Consider the following 19,121-nt stretch of genomic DNA (forward strand, 5'->3'; position numbering starts at 1 on the left):
GCCGGGAGCCGGGAGCCGGGAGCCGGGAGCCGGGAGCCGGGAGCCGGGAGCCGGGTTGTGTGCGATCCTGCCCTCGGGCGGAGGTACGCGATGGAGTCGGACGAGCGCATTCTCGTCCCCGTGGGCGCCGACGCCGCGCGCTGGCGGACTTTCGGTGCCGAGCGCACGGTGGTGGCCGCCGCGCGGACGGTGACGTCGCTGGTCCGTGTGCTGGACGTGATGCCCGAGATCGTGCACGACGATCCGCGTATCGCCGTGGTGTTCGCGTACGACCCGACGTCGGCGTTCAACAACGGCGTGCTCGATCTGCTCCGCTCGCGTGGCTGCCGCACTCTGCCGTGGTCCCAGCTCCCTGAGATCGCCCCCGACCTGTTGATCTCCGCCTCAGAGAATGTCAAAGTGCCGCCCGGCGACTATCCGGTGGTGGTCCTTCCGCACGGGGTCGGCTTTCAGAAGCAGGTCCCCGACTCGGCCGGACCGGGCACCCGTCTCTCCGGTCTGGTCCACGACGACCTGCTGGCCGCCCGGCGTGCCTGGCTCGCGGTCTCCCACCCCGACCAGGAGGCGCAGCTGGCGGCGGCCCACCCCGGAACGGTCGGCAGGACGGTACTGGTGGGCGACCCCTGCCTGGACCGGCTCCGGGCGAGCGCCCGATGGCGGGAGCGGTACCGGGCCGCCCTCGGAGTCGCCCCCGGTACGCGGCTGGTTCTGGTCAGCTCGACCTGGGGCGAGGAGTCGCTGGCCGGGGCGTGGCCGGGGCTTCCGGCTGATCTCCTGGCTCAGTTGCCCACCGACGAGTACCGGGTGGCACTCGTACTGCACCCGAACGTCTGGTCCGGACACGGGGACTGGCAGGTCCGGGTCATGCAGCGGACCGCGCTGGAGGCGGGCCTGATCGCCGTCGACCCCACGGACGGCTGGCAGCAGGCCCTGGTCGCCTCGGACCTGGTGATCGGGGATCACGGATCCGTGACGCTGTACGGAGCGGCGCTCGGCCGCCCCGTACTGCTGGGTGCGTTCGGATCGGAGGCCGTTCCCGGTACGGCCGGGTACGCGCTCCGCTCGGCGGCCGGACGGCTGGGGCCGGGCGGCCCGCTGGAACCGCAGGTGAGGGCGGCCGTGGCCGGCCACCGGCGGGACCGGTTCGCCTCGGTCGGCGCCGCGGCCTTCGCCGAGCCCGGCCAGGCCCTGCCGAGGCTGCGGGAGCTGTTCTACGACCTCCTGGACCTGCCCCGGCCGAAGCAGCCGGGGCGTGGCGCACGCGCCTTCCCGCTCCCGTCCCCGTCTCCGCTCCTGGACGCCACCGGCACGCGGTCACTGATGGTGCACACCTCACTGGTGCGAGATCCTGACGGCGAACCGCGGATGGACGTGCGTCGTTTTCCCGCCGCGCTCGCCACTGAGACGGCGGAGGGCGAGGCCGCCTTCTGGCACCTGGCGTGTGACGTCGACGAACCGGACACACGCCTCACCGAAAGCGCCACCGTCATCTGTGCCGGGTCGGAAGTCCTCTCGCCCGCGGCTGCGCGGCAGCGCGTGTCCGCCCTGTTGGCCGACTTTCCCGGGGCCCGGATCGCCGCAGTGCCCGGGGAGGACGGCCACTGCGTCGTCGGGGTGCGCGACGGACGGGCCGTGCATGTCGGTACGGCGGAGGAACCGGGTCCCGATCCCGGCACAGCCGCGGCCGCGGTCTACGTGTGTCTGCGGCTCGGCATGCCCCTGGACGGCACCGCGATGACCGTCGTCCACGGCACGCGTCACCGGAGGCTGCTGCTCGGCCCCGTACCGCCGCCCACGGATCAGTCGGTGCCGAGCCGGGCCAGGACCGCGGTCGCCCGGGGGCTGCCGCCCTCCTCGTAGATCACGAGGGCCCGACGCAGACAGTCCTTGGCGGCTTCGGGGTCCTCCAGCAGATCCGCCAGGTCCTCCAGCGCCTGTGCCTCGTAGTGCGAGGTGTCGCACCGGCGCAGTTCGTCCACAGCCCGGGAGAGGGCGGTCGCGGCTTCTTCGCGGGCTCCGGTACGCAGGAGCACGCGCCCGGTGTCGGCGAGTGTCCGCGCGGCCAACGGCGCGTCGGCCAGGGCGAGGAACTCCTCCCTGGCCCGGGTCAGCACGAGGAGAGCCGTGGTGTGGTCTCCGGCCGCGCTCTGCGCGCAGCCGAGGAAATAACGCGCCAGGGCCTCGCCGCGCTCCTCCTCCGCCTCTGTGTTGAGCGCCAAGGAGGCGCGGTACGCGTCGACCGCCCGCGCCGGGTCCTGCCGCGCGTCCCAGTAACGTCCGAGGAACTCGTGCACAGACGCCTGGAGGGTCAGATGCCCCGACTCCACGGCTAGCTGCTCGGCACTGTCCAGTTCCGCCTTCGCCCGAGCGTCCTGTCCCAGGCCGAGCAGCGGTCGGGACAGGAGGCTGCGCAGCCGGGCCTCGGCAGCCGGATCGCCGTCGCGCCGGGCCGCTTCGGCGCCCAGCACGAGGGACTCCCGCCAGTCCGCGAGGTGCCGGTGCCGGAAGAAGAGAACGGTGAACGCCTCGGCCATCTGCCACACGGACCGGTCCAGGCCGAAGCCGGACGCGGTCCGGAGCACGGCGAGGATATTGGCCCGCTCCGCCTCCAGCCAGCTGATCGCGTCACGGCCGGGATCAGCCGCCCCGGCGAACGGTCCGGGACCGTCACTCGGTCCGAAGGTTCCTGTCGTGAGGGACAGTTGGGCGATCCGAAGCCGGTCGGCGCGGACAGCGAGGTCCGCCGCGACAGTCAGCAGGAGGTAGTGGCCGGTCACCCGGCGTACCCGCTCGCCTTCCGCGCCGGGGGGATCGACGGCATGGGCGACATCCCTGGCATGCAGCCGTACCAGGCCGTGGAGGACGTACCTGTGGTCGTCCGTCACCGACAGCAGACTGGCCGCTTCCAATACGTCCAGTGCCTCTTGGGCCTCGGCCGTCGTGGCCAGCCCCGCGGCGACCGCCGCGACGGCGGTGTCGAAGCTCAGGCCGGGCAGATGCCCCAAGGTCCGGTACATACGGGCGGCGGCTTCGGGAAGGTCTTGGTAGGCGAGTTCGAGGGCTGCGGACACGGTGCGCTCCTCGTGGGCTGAGGACACGGAGATGTGGCTGAGACGGTTCTGTTCGTCGGACAGCGCGGCAACCAGCGCGGTGATGGTGAGCCGTCGATGGGTCAGCAGCCGCGCGGCACAGATGCGCAGGGCGAGCGGCAGGCCGCCGCACAGTTCGACGAGCCGGGCCGCACCTTCCGGCTCGTCCGCGATCCGCCCGGGACCGCAGATGTTCGACAAAAGTGCCAGGGCACTGTCGGTATCGAGGACGTCCAGCTGAAGCAGTGCCGCACCGTCGAGGACGAGCTCGCCCATCCGCCACGTGCTGGTCGCCACCATCGCACTCCCGGGCCCTTGCGGCAGGAGGGCCGTGACCTGCGCGGGACGCGTCACACCGTCCAGCACCACCAGCAGCTGCCGCTTGGCCGACAGGTCCCGGTAGAGAGCGGTCCGGTCGGCGAGGCCCGCCGGCAGGTACTGATCGCGTACGCCCATGGCCCGCAGGCAGCCGGCGAGCGCTTCGGAGACATCCCCGCCGGCGCCGGCACGCAGCCCGGCAAAATCGACGAAGAGCTGGCCTCCGGGGAATCGAAGCTGATTGTTGTGGGCCCACTGGCAGGCCGCGGCAGTCTTGCCGATCCCGGGGAGCCCGCTGAAGACGCCGATCGGGCAGCCCAGGAGTTCACCGGCTGCGAGTAACTCGTCCAACGCGGCCAGCGGCTCCTGGCGGTCCACGAACCCTCGCGGTGGCCGCGGTACCTGGTCCGGGCGCCGCCCGTCCGCCGGCGCCGGCCCTTCCTGGTACTGGAAGGTGATCCCCCCGTACACGACACCGGCTTGGACGAACTGGCCGTCCACATTCCCGGAGAGGCTGTTCGCGATACCCGCAGGCACCGGGCGTTCCGCACCATCCTGCGCGCTCATGAAGCACCGCCTCTCGGGGATCTCCGGCTCATGGTCACCGTACTGGAACCCGGGCGAGGAGGGAGGAGTTCCGTGACCGGTACCGCCGACATACGTGGGGCGGCATACGTAGGTAATCGGACACCGCGGCCACGGAGGCGTCGGGACGGCCGCGGCTCGTGGCTGTGCCCGGCCGTTTCGCGTACGTCTCTACCGCCCGCCCCGATCACGCACCGCTGTCCTCGGCGAGGGTGTGGGCGACGAGGGCGTTCGCGTGGCCGTGGCCGAGGCCGTGCTCGGACTTGAGCCAGTTGACCAGTTCCATGTGCTTCGTCAGGGGTGAGGAGCGGATGAGGTCCTTCCATTCGGCGATCGGACGGCCGTATTTCTTCTCGATGGACGGGAAGTAACTGGCAGGACCCTTCACAGCACCGGTCATCGGTGTCTCCGTTTCATGTCGGAATGGTGTGCGTGGTGACGATGTTGGCTGGACGAAACGGCAGTTGGCGACCGGTCAGCGGTTCTCCGGTCCGCCGGCCAGCCGGGCCATTACCGCGCTCAGCCACAGCAGGCCGAGGCCGGCGCCGGCCGTGAAGGCCAGGACGGAGGTGGCCGAGGCCATGAACCCGGCGAGGACGGCCACGGGTACGAGGCGGGACGCGACGGCCCAGCCGCGCGGGCTCCGGGCGGCGAGCGGACGGGCCAGGGCGACGAACGCCCCGCACAGGGCGAGGTAGCCGATCATGCCGGCGGCCATGTGGGCCGCCCCGTGCCCGCTCAGCGTGGTCGTCTCGGGCGCCCCTACGGGAAAGCCCGCCCCTGCGTCGGCCGGGAACGCCGCCGCGGCCCAGAAAGAGGCGCCGAACACGCCGACCAGAGCAGGCCCCCACGTACCGCCGGGCCCACCGCGCAGCGCCCGCCGCAGCCCGGTCGCACCGGCGATCAGCAACGCGCCGGTGAGGAGGAAGCTCATCGTCTGGACCCAGCCGTGCTCGCCGAGGGCGAGCTGGCTGATCGCGTTCCGGGTGAAGCCGAACCCGTCCCTCGCGATGCCCTGGGCGAGTCCGGCCGCCAGGAAGAGTGGCCCCGCCACCACACCGCCGGCCAGGGCCCACCGCGCCGAGGGTCGCGAGGCGGGCACGGCGGAGGGGAGGTGGCGGGGTGCGGTAAGCGTGTCGGTCATGGCGGGCCTTCCTCGCTTCGGTGGTGTCGCCTTGTATGACCGGCTTCGGGGAGCGGAGTCACCGCCCGCGCGATGTGCGCTGGATCACACTACGGGAGCCCTGTTGCTCCAGGGCCGGAACACCCGGTCGGAGCGGTCCTCTCCACAGGTGCGCCCCGCCTGCAGAACGCTGCAAGGTTCCCGCAAGGCTCCGTCCAGCGTTCCGTCCCCCTCCCCGGGCATCCCGTCAGCGAAAGCAGTTGATGGCATGACACGATCAACAGGGGGACGTTATGGCGGCGTTGAGTAGGACCGGATCGAGTACGACTGCGGCGAACAGGTTCGAAACGGGGGCGACCGAGAAGGAGGGTGCCGAGTCACGGCAGTGGCTGACTCTGGTGGGGCGCAAGAAGGTGCTCGCGGTGATCCACACCGTGACCTACGGGAAGCGCCTGCTCGACATCCTTTCCCTGCTGGATGCCGACTTCCGGTTGCAGGTCGTCTTCACAGCACCGCCGCACGCCTTCGGCGATGACGTGCCCGCCTTCTTCGGGAGGCTGGGAAGCGCGGTGCTGCCATGGGAGCAGGCGACCCGTATGACCTTCGACCTCGCCCTCGCTGCCGGCCCGCGCGGCGTCGAGCGCATAGACGCGCCACTGATCACGTTGCCGCACGGGGCCAACTACCTGAAGAGGGTGGTCGGCGGAGCGGACGCGGGCGTGGCAGGGCTGCGCAGACAGGACCTCCTGCCCGGCGGCCGGCTGCCGGCCGCCGTGGGCGTGCCGCACCACGCCGAGCTGCGCGAGCTGGCGCGCTCCTGCCCGGAGGTGCTCCCGCTGGCACACGTCATCGGCGATCCCGTACACGACCGGATTACCGCGAGTCTGCCGCTGCGCGCCGCGTACCGCCGCGCGCTCGGGCTGTCCGAAGGAGAGAAGCTCGTCGTCGCGGTGTCGACCTGGGGAGCCCACTCCTCCTTCGGCCGGTTCGACGCCTTGCTGCCGAGGCTGATAGGCGAGCTGCCGACGGACCGCTACCGTACGGCACTGCTCGTGCACCCCAATGTGTGGGCCGGGCACGGCGCCTACCAGGTCAGGTCGTGGCTGGCCCGGTGCGAACAACGGGGCATGGGGATCGTGCCACCGGAAGCGGACTGGCGCAGCATTCTGATCGCGGCGGACTTCATCCTGGGCGACCACGGCTCGGTGACCCTGTACGGGACGCTCACCGGGGTGCCGATACTGCTGGCCACGTCGCCAGGGCGGGAGATCAACCCCTCGTCGCCGGCCGCCGCGCTCGCCACTCACGCACCGAGGCTGTCGCCCACCCACCCACTGGCGGACCAGCTCGACTACGTGTCCCGGGAGTACCGGCACGAGGACTATGCGCCGATCAGGTCGCGCATCACGTCGGAGCCCGGCCGGTTCAACCGGAACATGCGCAGGCTGATGTACGCGCTCCTGGGGATGGGGCAGCCCGCACACGAGCCGGTTACGGTCCCGCTGCCGGAGCCGGTGACTCCGGCAGCGTGGGCACCGGGACGCGGGGAGGCATCGGCATGAACCACTTCGTCATGGTCGAGGCAAGCCTCTTTCCGGAAATGCTGCGCGCCCGTTGCGCCTATGGGTCGTGCACCGTGCGGCTGAGCGCTGCGAACCGCGTACCCGGTGTGCCGATCGTCGACGAACACCTCGTCGTGGACGTGGACACCTGTGGGGAGGGCACCCTGCTCGACTGCGCCGATGTGCTTCAGGGAAGCCGCGCTCACTCGCCCGCCGACGCACTGCGACGACTGGCCGTTCTGACCTCGGCCCACCCGGCTTGCACGCTCGCCGCAGTGCCCCTGGCCGGTGCTACGGGGGCCGGCGGCTGGGCCCTGGCCTGCGGCCTCGACCGCTCCATGGCCTTCGTCCCGCACGGCCCCCACCGGCTGTACCAGGGCTCTGCGGGGCAGTCGTTGCTGCCGTCGTGCGTACACGCCTGGCTGGTGGCAGGCCGCTCACTGCGGCAATGGCCGTACGCCCACGCCGCACTGCCCGGCTGAGCCGGAGAACTCTCCTGCCATGCGGGGGAGCCGAGCCAGTGTCCGCGGCTCGGCTCCCTTGCCGATCACCCGCCCCCGTTGAGCCGACGCGCATCGGCGGGGCTAGTGGTCTCGAACAGGGCCAGGGCCCGCACGAGGGACTGCTCCGCGAGCGTCTCGTCACCTTGCTCCGCCGCGCTCTCGCCCAGCATCTCCAGGGTGCGCGCCTGCCAGAAGGCGGCTCCGGACGCAGTGAAGACCGCCAGCGCCTCGTTCAGCCTCGCCATTCCCTCCGCGTACGCCCCCGCCCGGACACCGGCCCGCCCCAGGAAGGCGAGGGCGCGCGCGGCATCGTGAGGGTCGTTCACCGCCACCAGCGCGGCATGGGCCCGGGAGAAGCAGTCGACCGCCTCTTCCGGAGCGCCCGTCGCAAGGATGATCTCGCCGAGGGTGGTGCGGGCGAGGGCCGCGCCGCGCGGGTAACCGCAGCCCTCCCAGACGGAGATCGCCCGGTACAGGTGAGCCACGGCTTCGGCGGGCCGCCCGGCCTCGCGATGACAGGCGCCGAGTCCCAGCAGCGCCTGGCCCTCGTCCCGTGTGTCACCGGCTTCGCGTGCGGCCTGAAGGGACTCCCGGTACCAGGCGGTGGCCTTCTCCGTGTGGCCGGCGGCGCCCAGGCCGATGGCACCGGAATTGAGCATCTGACGCTCGGCCGCCCTGTTCCCCGCCCGCCGGGCAGATTCCAGGCCGATTTCATGCGATTCGATCCAGTCCGCGTAGTGGCGCAACCGCAGGAAGAGCGGCCACAGCGCGTCCACAAGCATCCAAACCGTGTTGTGCCAGCCATTGCGCGCTGCCAGTCTGACGGCATCCAGCAGCTGCGTCCGATGGGAGTCGAGCCAGCTGAGCGCGCCCACGCTCCCGGTGAACGGCAATGGGAGCTCCGGCGGGTAAACGTAGGCCCTGGGCAGCGTGAACTGCACCGGCGTAAGGAGCTCCTGGGCCGCCGTCGCGGTGTGCAGGCACCAGTCGCAGAAACGTCGCAGCGCCTCTTCACGGGCGGCGCCCGCGTCGTCCTCCATGGCTCGGTCGTGGGCGTGGATCCGTAAGAGATCGTGGAAGCGGCAGCTCTCCGGGCCGACATCCTCGACGAGGTTGGCCTCGACCAGCTCGTCCAGCCGGCGCTCCGCCCATTCCAGTGACTCGCCGCTGGAGGCCGCGGCGATCATGGCGTCGAAGGTAAGCACGGGGAGCAGACCGAGCGTCCTGTACAGACGCGCAGCCCCTCCGCTAAGCACCGCGTACGACGCGTCCAGGGCCTTGCGCACCGATGTCTCTCCCTCTACTTCGAGCGCAGCCAGCCGACCGCCGCTCGCGTCCCTGTCAAGGGCATCGGCAAGCGCCCCGACCGACTGCCTCGGCCGCGTCGCGAGCCGGGCGGACGCCAGACAGACCGCGAGCGGGAGACCCGCGCAGAGGGCCACCAGGCGCTGGACGGAGGAGAGTTCCCCTGCGACCCGCTCCGCGCCGATCCCGCGAGTGAGCAGTTCGACACCGGCGGCCGGACCGAGCGTGTCGAGCTGATGAAAGCCCGCTCCCTGCATGCGCAGGCCAGTCAGCCTGCGACGGCTGGTGACGACGACAAGGCCGCCCGGCCCGCCGAGCAGCAGCGGCCGGACCTGGGCGGCCGTGAACGAGTTGTCCAGCATGACCGCGATCCGCCGGTCGGCAGTGAGGGAGCGCCACAGGGAGGCCAGCTCCACCGCGTCCGTAGACGGCGCCCCGGCACCCAGCGCCCGGAGGAACTGTCCCAGGACCTCCGCGGGCCCCACCGGATCGCCCTCCGAGTGCCCGCGCAGATCCGCGTAGAGCTGCCCGTCGGGGAAGTCGGAGTTCAGGGAACACAGCCATTTGGACACCAGGGTCGTCTTGCCGATCCCGGCCGGTCCACTGACGACAATCAGACGTGATCCAAGGCTGCGTAGATCATTTAGCGATGCGAGATCGCGTTCCCGATCGGTGAAGTTTGCGGGAACGGGCAGGAGTTGGCGCGGCGGAGCCGCCCTCGGTGCTGGTGCCGCCGCTGGGTGGACATGAATGCCGCCATGTACCTCACGTGCCTGGACAGTGGGACCGTACAGTCTCGCCTCGCCACTGACCTCATTCCCATGAGGCCCTCGCGAGATCGCACTCGAATCAGTCATCTATCCGTCCCCCGGAGATCGATCGCCAATTGTCCGAACTCTTTCGCGTTATACCCCGGTACGACTCGGAATGACCATCAGGGACAAGTTGGTTCGGGCCAAGTAGAGCCGGGACGTATGGCGAAATACCTGATGCGATGTCATGCTCGTGAACCATCCGACGGACCAGCGGGGGCGCTGGTGGAATTCCAGATTCTGGGACCGGTGGGGCTGCGGCTGGACGGGCACTGGCTGACGCTCGGATCAGACAAGGAGCGGGTGTTATTGGCCGCGCTCGCTCTTGATGTGGGCCGTCCGGTCGCGATCGGCGAGCTCACAGAACGTCTGTGGGACGGCGACCCACCCGCGCGTGCTCGCGAGAACGCGCACACCTACGTCTCACGCCTCCGCCGACGCCTGCGGACGGCCGGGACGGGGCCGGACGCCCCCGCCATCGTGGGACAGGCACACACCTACACCCTCCAAACGCCTCGTGAATCCGTGGACCGGCAGCGCTTCCAGCGCCTTGTCGACGCCGCATCCGCCAGCGATAGTGACACCCTCGTGGTGGAGTTGCTGACCCGGGCCGAAGAGTTGTGGCAGGGCGACCCACTGGCGGGACTCCCTGGACTCTGGGCAGCGACCGTACGGCGCACACTCGCGGAGTCGCGGCTGAGCGCCTGCACCTCACGCGTCGCAGCCGGCCTGCGGCTGGGCCGCTTCGCCGAACACATCGGCGAGCTCGCCGCGCTGGCCGAGCGGCATCCCGGCGACGAGACCCTGCTCGGACAATTGATGATCGCCTATTACGGCAGTGGCAGATACGGTGACGCGCTCCGGGTCCACCAGCGGGCCCGGCAGTCACTGATGGCGGAGTACGGAGCGCTTCCGGGCGCCGAGTTGAACATGATCCACGAAGGCGTACTTGCCCGCCTGCCGGCACAGGAACTGGCGCACGGTGGCGGTACGAGGCGACCGGCCATTCCCCTGACCGCGCCTGCCAACGCAGCACCCGCGCTCCCGCAGGAGCCACCCGCCCCCGCTGCCGAGGTGCCGCCCGAGGCTCCGCCGCGCCGCAATCTGCCCCAGCAGCCGACACTCGTGGGGCGGCGATCGGAACTGCGGGCCCTGACCTCGTTGATCGCGGAGCAGAGCACACCCGGCGGGTCGGTCGTCACCGTGGAGGCGGTGAGCGGCATGGCAGGCGTTGGCAAGACGGCCCTGGCCGTCGCAACAGCCCACCTGCTCGCCGACAGATACCCGGACGGTCAGCTGTACATAGATTTGCATGGGCATTCACCCGCGCAGACACCACTTTCCGCGAGGGCCGCGCTGGCAACGCTGCTGAGGCTCCTCGGTGCGCCGGCCTTCTCCATTCCGGCGGAACTGGAGGGGCGCACTGCCCTGTGGCGGACCATGCTGGCCGAGCGTCGCGTGGTCATAGTCCTCGACGATGCGACCGGGCCCGAGCAGGTCGGCCCCCTGCTGCCCAGCGGGTCACCATCCCTCACGATCATTGCGAGCCGGCGGCATCTGACCGGGATCCCCCAGGCGCTGTCGGTCCCCCTAGACGTGCTGCCGGAGGAGGACGCCATCACCCTCTTCCGCGGCTTCGCTGGAGAGGAACGCACCCGTGACACAGCTCAGACCGCTCGGATCGTGCAGCTCTGCGGGTACCTCCCGCTCGCGATCGAACTGGTGGCGCATCGCTTCCGGGCCCGTACATCCTGGACGATGGGCATCCTCACCGAGCGCCTGGCCCGAGACCCCCGCCGATTGGCGGAGATTCACAGCGCCGATCAAGAACAGGAAATGGCACGGGCATTCGCCCTTTCCTACAGGACCCTCACCGCACAACAACGCCTTGCGTTTCGCCGCCTCGGACTGCACCCCGGACCCGAGTTCGCCGCCGAAGCGGCGGCCGCGCTGCTGGGTCAGCCACTTCGGATCACGGAGCGGTTACTCGAAGGCCTACTTGCATGCTCTCTACTCAGAGAGCCCGTACCGGACCGCTATCGCTACCACGACCTGCTGCGGGAATACGCGTACGACCTGTCCCTCGCGGAGGACAGCGAGCAGGAACGCCGTGAGGCCGTGGAACGTCTGGCTGATTTCTACGCCACGACGGCCGCTCTCGCGGATCGGGTTGCCTATCCGCGGCGCATGCGGCCGGCCGCGGCGGCGTCGCACCCGCAGACACCTGCGACGCCCTTCCCAGGCTCATTGGCCGCACGGGCTTGGCTCGCCTCCGAACGTGGCAACTTGCTGGCTTTGGAAGACCACGTCCGCCAGAACGGCAACAGCGAGTCGGCTGCCGAACTCGCCTGCGCCATAGCGGGTTTCCTGCAGTCTGAGTGTCACTGGCAGGACGCCAAGAGACTTCTGCGGCATGCTGTCGCCCACTGGGACCGGACGAACGACAACGTGCCCGCGCTCTGCCGGGCCCTGATCGACCTCTGCGCGGCGGACGCAAGCATCGGGGACTACTCGGAGGGCGCAGCGGCCGGGCAGCGCGCACTCGAACTCGCGAGCACACTGGGCGACGGACCCGCCGAGGCCGAGGCGTTACGCGTTCTCGGCACGCTCAACTGGCATCTCGGCGAGAACCGCAAGGCTCTCGTCCTACTCCAGAAGAGTTTCGCCATAAAGTCACTTTCAGGCGATATCTGGGACAAAGCGCGCAGCCGTAACAACATTGCGGTCACCATGCTTTTTCTGGGGGAACGCGGGCGGGCGCTCAGGCATTTTCGCAGCGCACTGGACGGATTCCGAGCCGCGTCGGACAAGACCGCCTCAGCCCAGACTCTCAACAATATCGGAGAGTTACAGATGCAGGCGGGAGATATAGCGTCCGCCCGCCGCTCCTTCGAGGAATCCCTGTCATTTCTCGACGTCGACGGAAACCGTTACGACCGTGCGACCGTGCGCAGGAATTTAGCCGAATCCCTCACCGAGTCGGGGGAGGCCGCAGCGGCTCTTCCCATGTTCAGTGCCACGCTCGCGGAGTTCCGCTCCCTCGGCGACCGCAAGAGCGAAGCCGAGACCCTGATCGGGATCGGCGAGGCGTACTGGCGACTGGGGAGCGTCGAGGAATCCGGCCGTCAACTCCTCGAAGCGCTGAGGATCGCCCGGGACATAGGGACAGCCCACCACGAGGTCCAGGCGCTGCGCCGGCTGGGACGCGCGGACTTCGCCGGCGGACGCCTGGCTGTCGCGACGGACCGGCTGCGAGCAGCGGTGACCGTCGCCGCCCACACGGACGATGTCGAGGAGGAGATCGCCTCGCGGACCCTCCTGGCGGAGGTACTGCTCGCCGCACGCCATGCTGATGACGCGCACATGACATTGCGTCGCGCATTCGAGCTGATACAGCATCGAGACCATTCCGATGCACTTCGAATCGCTCGGCGCCTCACTGAAATCGAACAAATATATGACGACGAGCTGAATACCCGCCTCTCTCGGCGCGACGAATAGCGGCATATCCAGAAGGCATATTCACTGGACTGCGCCAGTTGTATTTTCTGATAGCCTTCCGGCTCCTCAACCATGATCACGGAAGGAATCTGCACGTGCGCAACAGGCTCGCGGCCGCCGCCATCCTTTGCTTGACCGTCTTGGCAACAGGGGCGATGGCAGGTGCCGCAGCGGCATCTCCGATAGGGGATCCGAAGAACGGCTGCATCATGATATGAAGCGGCACTTCCATTCAGGCGTGACGCAGTGGCCGGATGTCGGCGGGGCGTACGGAAAGATTGGTGAATGAGCCGACCCGTGACATCTGAAGACTCCGTGCCACTGCCTGCCATGGATGGCGGTGAACAGCCATCAGTAAAGGCCCTCGACGCCGGCAATCGCGCCGTTGCCGTCGAGGGCCCCGCCGTCCTCACCGAGCCCCATTCCGGTGCCTTCGCCACCTCCTGGCTCTCCGAAGGCCCCAAGCTCGTCGTCCCCGTCCCCGCCGGCACCCACGTGGACCGCGCGCTCGTCCGGCGTACGGCTGACGGCTGCCGGGCGGGAGGCGTGGGGGAGGTGCTGGTGATGACGGCGGAGGGACCGGGGGCCTCCGGCCGGCCCTGGCGGCAATTGGCATCGGCCATTACCGCATCCGGCGGCACCCCACCCGGCCTCACTCCATCCCGCCTCGCTCCATCCCGCCTCACCCCATCCCGCCTCATCCCATCCCGCCTCACCGCACCGATCACCACAGCATCAATCACCACAGCATCGGACCTGGTCGGAAGCGCCGCCGGCGTGCTTCTCGTGGCCTCGGATCTCCAGGGCGCGGTCCTGTTCGACCGGCCCGGCTACGCACTGGTGGCGGGCACCACGCCGTTCCTCAGGGGGGCTGTCCCGGAAGGTGTTGACGGGGGGCGGGCCCGCTTCGCGCGCTATGCGCGGGCCGTGGCCGATCGGTGGCCGGAGTTGCAGTCGGTCGCACGTGACTTCGCGCCCCGCCACATCGCGTGGGCGCACGCACGGGACGTTCCCGACGGGACCGCCACGTCCCAGCAGGTCTGCCTCGTAAGGGACTTCACGGCCGGGGCCATCGGCGGCGCGGACTTCGCTCGCGGCTGGCTGAACGCCCGCCGCGCGGCCCAGGAGAGCGGGGAAAGGCTCCGCGAACCGCTCCTCAGCGCGTTCCAGCAGGTCTTCCTCCTGCTGGAGGACTACTCCATCGACCCCGCGCTCAAGGACCCCACCGACCTCTCGGACGAACAACTGCGCGACGCCGTACGGAAGTCCATGGCGCGCTCCGAGAACTCCTGAAGCCCGATCGCCCGACCGCCCGACCACCCGATCGCCCGACCACCCGACCAGCCGGCCCCCGAAGCCCTGACGCACCGACCCACCTCACCACCGACGCACCGACGCACCGACCCACCGACCCACCGACCCACCGCACTACTCCAAGGCGCCAACCCCTCGAAGATGACATCCTGTTCGCACACGCACTCAGTGAACACTGTTGCGCACGGGGGGATTTCGCGCTGTGTCTGTAACCGTGCCCGATTGGGCCGACACCCTGCTTGACGTCATCGGAGTCAGCTGGCCGAACGTCGACGAGGACGCGTACCGGGACATGGCCGACGCCCTCCGGGAGTTCGCAGAGGACGTGGAGGACGATGGATACCTTGCCAACCAGCATGTGCAACGTTTGCTCTCGTCCGGGTACGGCGAAGCTCTCGACGCGCTCGGCGGGCACTGGGGCAAGGTCAAGGACAAGCACGTAAGGGATCTCGCGAGCGGGGCCCGTACCATCGCCGGCGCCCTGGACAACGCGGCCGCGGCGATCGAAGCCATGAAGTACGCGGCGCTGGTCCACCTCGGCGTGCTGGCCGGCAAGGCGGGCATCTCGCTGGCCCTGATCCCCGTGACCGGTGGGCTGTCGATGCTCATCGGCGGCGGGGCCATCGCCATCGCGCAGCAGGCCATCCGCCGGGTCATCAAGGAGTGCCTGGAGGAGGTCGTCAGCTACATCGTCTCCGCGCTCACCGAACCGGCCGTCGCCGCGCTGGAGAACATGGCCGCCGACCTGGCGGTCCAGCTCGGCGCCAACGTGCTCGGGTTGCAGGACGGCGTCGACATGAGCCAGGTCGGCGATTCGGGCAAGGAGGGCTTCAAGGAAGGGGTGCAGGGGGCCAAGGACTCCTTCCAGCTCGACTCGGCCGGTGGCGGCGGCGGTGCCGGGACCCCGCCGGGCAAGGGCGTGCACATCGAGCACGGAGAGCATGACCGGGCCGGCACCAGCCTGAGGCTGGTCAGTGTCGACGTACACGGGAAGACCGCGGGCAAGCTGACCAAGGCCAGGACGCATCACGGCCGGACCCGGGGCAGGGACGACATCGCCGGCGCGCTGGACCCCGTGATCGACAAGGCGATGAAGGCGCTCGGCAAGGCCAACAAGGCGATGGGCTCCCACCTCGGCGAGGAGCTGCCGAAGGCGGTCAAGGAGATATCCGAGGCGCAGAAGAAGATCGACCTGGACATCAAGGACGGGCTCGACAAGGTGCGCCCCAAGGACGACCGCGGGAGCGACACCGTCCCGCATCCCCGGTCGCGCCGGGAGTCCGGTCACTCCAAGGGCGACGCGCTGAGGGACGCCAAGGACGAGCCGCGCCGGCACAGCATCTCGCTGGACAAGAAGGTCTGCGAGAACGACCCGGTGGACGTCGCCACCGGGGAGATGACCCTGTCGCAGACCGATGTGGCCCTGCCCGGTGTCCTTCCGCTCGCCCTGCGCCGCACCCACCTCTCCGGCTACCGCTTCGGGCACTGGTTCGGCCGCAGCTGGGCGTCCACGCTGGACGAGCGGATCGAGCTGGACCCGGTCGGCGCGGGCGCGGTGTGGGCGCGGGAGGACGGTTCGCTCCTGGTCTATCCCCGGCTGCCGCTGCCCGGGGACGACGACGGTGTCCTGCCCGTCGAGGGGGCCAGGATCCCCCTGACGCACGGCGGACAGGACAACGGGGAGTCCTCCTATCACGTCACCGACCCGGTCACCGGTCTGACGCGTACGTTCCGCGGTGGCCCGTACCGCGAGTCGCCGGCCTACTGGCTCAGCTCCGTCGAGGACCGCAACCTCAACCGGATCACCTTCGAGCGCGGCAGCGACGGCAGTCCGGCGACGATCGCCCACTCCGGCGGCTACCGGATCGACCTGGCCGTCGAAGCCGGCCGGGTCCGCGAGCTGTCCCTGCGTACGCCCGACGGCCCGGTCACCGTGACGCGTTACCTCTACGACGGGCCGGGGAACCTCGTCGGTGTCGTCAACTCCTCCGGGCTGCCGCTGCGTTTCACGTACGACGAGGACGCCCGGATCACGACGTGGACCGACCGCAACGACTCCACGTTCCGCTATGTGTACGACGACGCCGGCCGGGTGGTCCGCACGGTCGGCCCGGACGGCTACCAGTCGTCCACGTTCACGTACGGCACGCATCCGCAGACGGGCGACCGCGTCACCCGGTACACGAACTCCGTCGGCGCCACCAGGACCCACTACTTCAACGCCCGGCTCCAGGCGGTCGCGGAGACCGACGCGGCCGGCGGCATCACCCGCCGCACCTTCGACCGCCACGACCGGCTGCTCACCCTGGCCGACCGGCTCGGCCGGACCACCACCCACGGCTACGACGACCACGGGAACCTGGTCCGGATCGAGCACCCCGACGGCAGCACCGCCGGGATCGAGTACAACGAGCTGCACCAGATCACCGTCGTCACCGGGCCCGACGGCGGGATCTCGCGCCAGGAGTACGACGACCGGGGCAACCCGACTCTCTTCACCCGGCCGAACGGCACGACGACCCGCCTCACCCACGACCCGAAGGGCCGGCTCACCGGGGTCTACGACACCCTCGGCGCCCTGGACCGGCTGCGCTGCGACCCGGCCGGGCTGCCGCTCGCGGTGCGCGGACCGCTCGGGACGGTCACCCGGTACGTCCGCGACGCGTTCGGGCGCGTGGTGCGGATCATCGACCCCGAGGGCCGCACCACCGAACTGGAATGGACCGTCGAGGGCAAGCTCGCCCGGCAGACCGGCCCCGACGGCGCCCGGCAGTCGTGGACGTACGACGGCGAGGGCAACTGCCTCGTCCACACCGACGCGGCGGGCGGCGAGACCCGCTTCGAGTACACGCACTTCGGGCTGGTCTCCGCCCGCACCACGCCGGACGGCGCCCGGCAGGAGTTCGCCCACGACACCGAGCTGCGCCTGACCCGCGTCACCAATCCGCAGGGCCTCACCTGGGACTACACCTACGACGCGGCCGGACGCACCAGCACGGAGACCGACTACGACGGCCGTACCCTCCGCTACGCGCACGACGCCTGCGGCCGGCTCGTCTCCCGTACGAACGGCCTCGGCCAGACTGTCCGCTACGAGCGCGACCGGGCGGGCCGTGTCGTCGCCAAGGACGCCGACGGCACCGTCACCCGCTTCACCTACGACGTCCACGGCCGCCTCGCCTCGGCGACCGCCCCGGGCAGCGCGCTGTCCTTCGTCCGCGACGCCTCGGGCCGGGTGCTCAGTGAGGTCTGCGACGGCCGCGAGCTGAGCAACACCTACGACGCGGCCGGGCGCCGGGTCCGCCGGGTCACCCCTTCCGGGGCGGTCAGCACCTGGTCCTTCCCGGCAGGCCTCGGCGCCGAGCTGAACGCCTCCGGTCACCGGGTGGCCTTCGACTTCGACGGGACGGGCCGCGAGACGTCACGCCGTATCGGTGACGCGCTGACCGTCGAGTCGGCGTACGACCCGGTGGGACGCCTGGTGGACCAGCGGGTCCGCACCCGCGACGACCGGACGCTCCAGCGCCGCTCGTACGCGTACCGCGCCGACGGGCACCTCACCTCCGTCGAGGAGCCGGGCGCCGGCCGCAAGCGGCTGGACGTCACCGGCGACGGCCGGGTCAGCGGTGTCACCGCGGAGAACTGGTCGGAGCGGTACGCGTACGACGAGTCCGGGAACCAGACCAGTGCCTCCTGGCCCGGTGCGGACGACGCCACCGGGGAGCGCGAGTACACCGGCACGCGCATGACCCGGGCGGGCCGCTGCCGTTACGAGTACGACGCCCAGGGCCGGGTGGTGCTGCGGCAGAAGGCCCGCCTCTCCCGCAAACCCGACACCTGGCGCTACGGCTGGGACGCCGAGGACCGGCTGGTCTCGGTGACCACACCGGACGGCACACGCTGGCGCTACCGCTACGACGCGCTGGGGCGCCGCACCGCCAAACAGCGCCTGGCGGGCGACGGGGCGACGGTCGTCGAGGAGGTGGCCTTCACCTGGGACGGCGACGTCCTCTGCGAACAGGCCACCTCCGTGGCCGGCTCCCCGGAGTCCGTCGCCCTCACCTGGGACCACAACGGCGTACAGCCGGTGAGCCAGGTGGAACGACGGCTCCTGGACCGGGCGGAGACCGACCGCCGCTTCTTCGCGATCGTCACCGACCTGGTGGGCACGCCCCGTGAACTCCTGGACGAGCACGGCGCCGTGGCGTGGCGCACCCGCACCACGCTGTGGGGCACCACCTCGTGGAACCGCGACGCCGGCGCGTACACCCCGCTGCGCTTCCCGGGCCAGTACTTCGACCCCGAATCGGGCCTCCACTACAACCGCCACCGCCATTACGACCCCGAGTCCGGCCGCTATCTCTCCCCCGACCCCCTCGGTCTGGCCCCGGCGCCGAACGCGGTCACCTACGTCGACAACCCCACCGGTTCGATCGACCCGCTGGGGCTCGCCGGCTGCCCGCACCGCAGCGGGGAGCACCGCCACAGTGTGGTGCTGGGAGTGAACCAGGAACCCACCAACGCCTCGAACTCGCTGGCCGAGCACCTGCGCGCCAACGGTGATCCGGGAGCCCATACGTACAACGGGGACGACTACGCCGGTATCGAGCCGTCCGGGCCCGTGTGGATGACGAACGTGATGGCCGCGGTGGGCGACCGTGACACCACCTTGTCCATCACCCTCGACGGGATGCCCAACAGCAACGGCGAGCGCGGCAACTGGAACACCCCGGAGACCATCGTGGACGCCTTCCGGACCGCCGTCCGGAACGGACAGCAGTACGGCACCAACCCGGGGACCTATCCCGAGGAAGGTTTCGGCACGGCCTGGGAGATGAACATCGTGGCACGCAATGTGCGGATGTACGAGTCCAGCATGGAGTACGGCGACGACCCGCCGCTCGGGCGCCCCTGGGAGGAAATACGTTGGTACTCGGGCAATGAAGAAATCAAGGTCCCGAAGCCGGATATTCCCGAGATTCAGCCGCCCAAGCCCGGAAAGAGATGAA

The 19,121-nt window shown here is 70.2% G+C and carries 10 protein-coding genes; 6 read left to right on the forward strand and 4 right to left on the reverse strand.

Translation table 11 applies throughout. From position 1 onward, the window contains the following. The first annotated feature begins 90 nt into the window (after positions 1 to 90). Positions 91 to 1,860 carry a hypothetical protein gene (locus B082_RS0120645; protein ID WP_018553715.1) on the forward strand — a complete coding sequence of 590 codons (1,770 nt, stop codon included), beginning with the start codon at positions 91 to 93 and terminating at the stop codon, positions 1,858 to 1,860. Here the strand turns inward: B082_RS0120645 and B082_RS0120650 are convergent. The 3 genes from B082_RS0120650 to B082_RS0120660 form a co-directional block, all read right to left on the reverse strand. After that, entirely contained in the window at positions 1,800 to 3,974 is a 2,175-nt protein-coding gene (locus B082_RS0120650; RefSeq protein ID WP_051094655.1) for an NB-ARC domain-containing protein, read from the reverse strand. The two genes, B082_RS0120645 and B082_RS0120650, sit on opposite strands and share 61 nt — an antisense overlap. Positions 3,975 to 4,179: 205 nt before the next feature. Further along, positions 4,180 to 4,392, reverse strand: a complete 213-nt coding sequence (locus B082_RS0120655; protein ID WP_018553717.1) for a DUF4287 domain-containing protein — start codon at positions 4,390 to 4,392, stop codon at positions 4,180 to 4,182. Between the two features lie 75 nt (positions 4,393 to 4,467). After that, positions 4,468 to 5,136 (reverse strand): DUF998 domain-containing protein, encoded by a 669-nt coding sequence (locus B082_RS0120660; RefSeq protein WP_018553718.1) that lies wholly within the window; start codon positions 5,134 to 5,136, stop codon positions 4,468 to 4,470. 377 nt (positions 5,137 to 5,513) lie between these two features. Here B082_RS0120660 and B082_RS0120665 point away from each other — a divergent pair, with 377 nt between their 5' ends. Both B082_RS0120665 and B082_RS0120670 read left to right on the forward strand, forming a co-directional pair. Next, complete coding sequence (locus B082_RS0120665; protein ID WP_018553719.1) at positions 5,514 to 6,677, forward strand: hypothetical protein; 1,164 nt, start codon at positions 5,514 to 5,516, stop codon at positions 6,675 to 6,677. Continuing rightward, positions 6,674 to 7,159, forward strand: a complete 486-nt coding sequence (locus tag B082_RS0120670) for a hypothetical protein (protein WP_026250005.1) — start codon at positions 6,674 to 6,676, stop codon at positions 7,157 to 7,159. The genes B082_RS0120665 and B082_RS0120670 overlap by 4 nt, the downstream gene beginning before the upstream one ends. Before the next feature lie 65 nt (positions 7,160 to 7,224). On the opposite strand, the gene B082_RS0120675 is transcribed toward B082_RS0120670, so the two are convergent. Continuing rightward, complete coding sequence (locus B082_RS0120675) at positions 7,225 to 9,342, reverse strand: tetratricopeptide repeat protein (RefSeq protein ID WP_158688889.1); 2,118 nt, start codon at positions 9,340 to 9,342, stop codon at positions 7,225 to 7,227. 117 nt (positions 9,343 to 9,459) lie between these two features. Here B082_RS0120675 and B082_RS36370 point away from each other — a divergent pair, with 117 nt between their 5' ends. From B082_RS36370 to B082_RS0120690, 3 genes are all read left to right on the forward strand, one after another. Beyond that, on the forward strand, positions 9,460 to 12,798 hold the full coding sequence (locus B082_RS36370) for an AfsR/SARP family transcriptional regulator (RefSeq protein WP_234018196.1): 3,339 nt from the start codon (positions 9,460 to 9,462) through the stop codon (positions 12,796 to 12,798). A gap of 297 nt (positions 12,799 to 13,095) precedes the next feature. Next, positions 13,096 to 14,091 (forward strand): colicin immunity domain-containing protein, encoded by a 996-nt coding sequence (locus B082_RS37490; RefSeq protein ID WP_234018197.1) that lies wholly within the window; start codon positions 13,096 to 13,098, stop codon positions 14,089 to 14,091. 235 nt (positions 14,092 to 14,326) lie between these two features. Then, positions 14,327 to 19,120, forward strand: coding sequence for an RHS repeat-associated core domain-containing protein (locus B082_RS0120690; RefSeq protein ID WP_018553725.1), 4,794 nt, complete (start codon positions 14,327 to 14,329; stop codon positions 19,118 to 19,120). The last annotated feature ends 1 nt before the right edge of the window (position 19,121 follow it).

The organism is Streptomyces sp. ATexAB-D23, assembly GCF_000373645.1.
Taxonomy (GTDB): Bacteria; Actinomycetota; Actinomycetes; order Streptomycetales; family Streptomycetaceae; genus Streptomyces; species Streptomyces castrisilvae.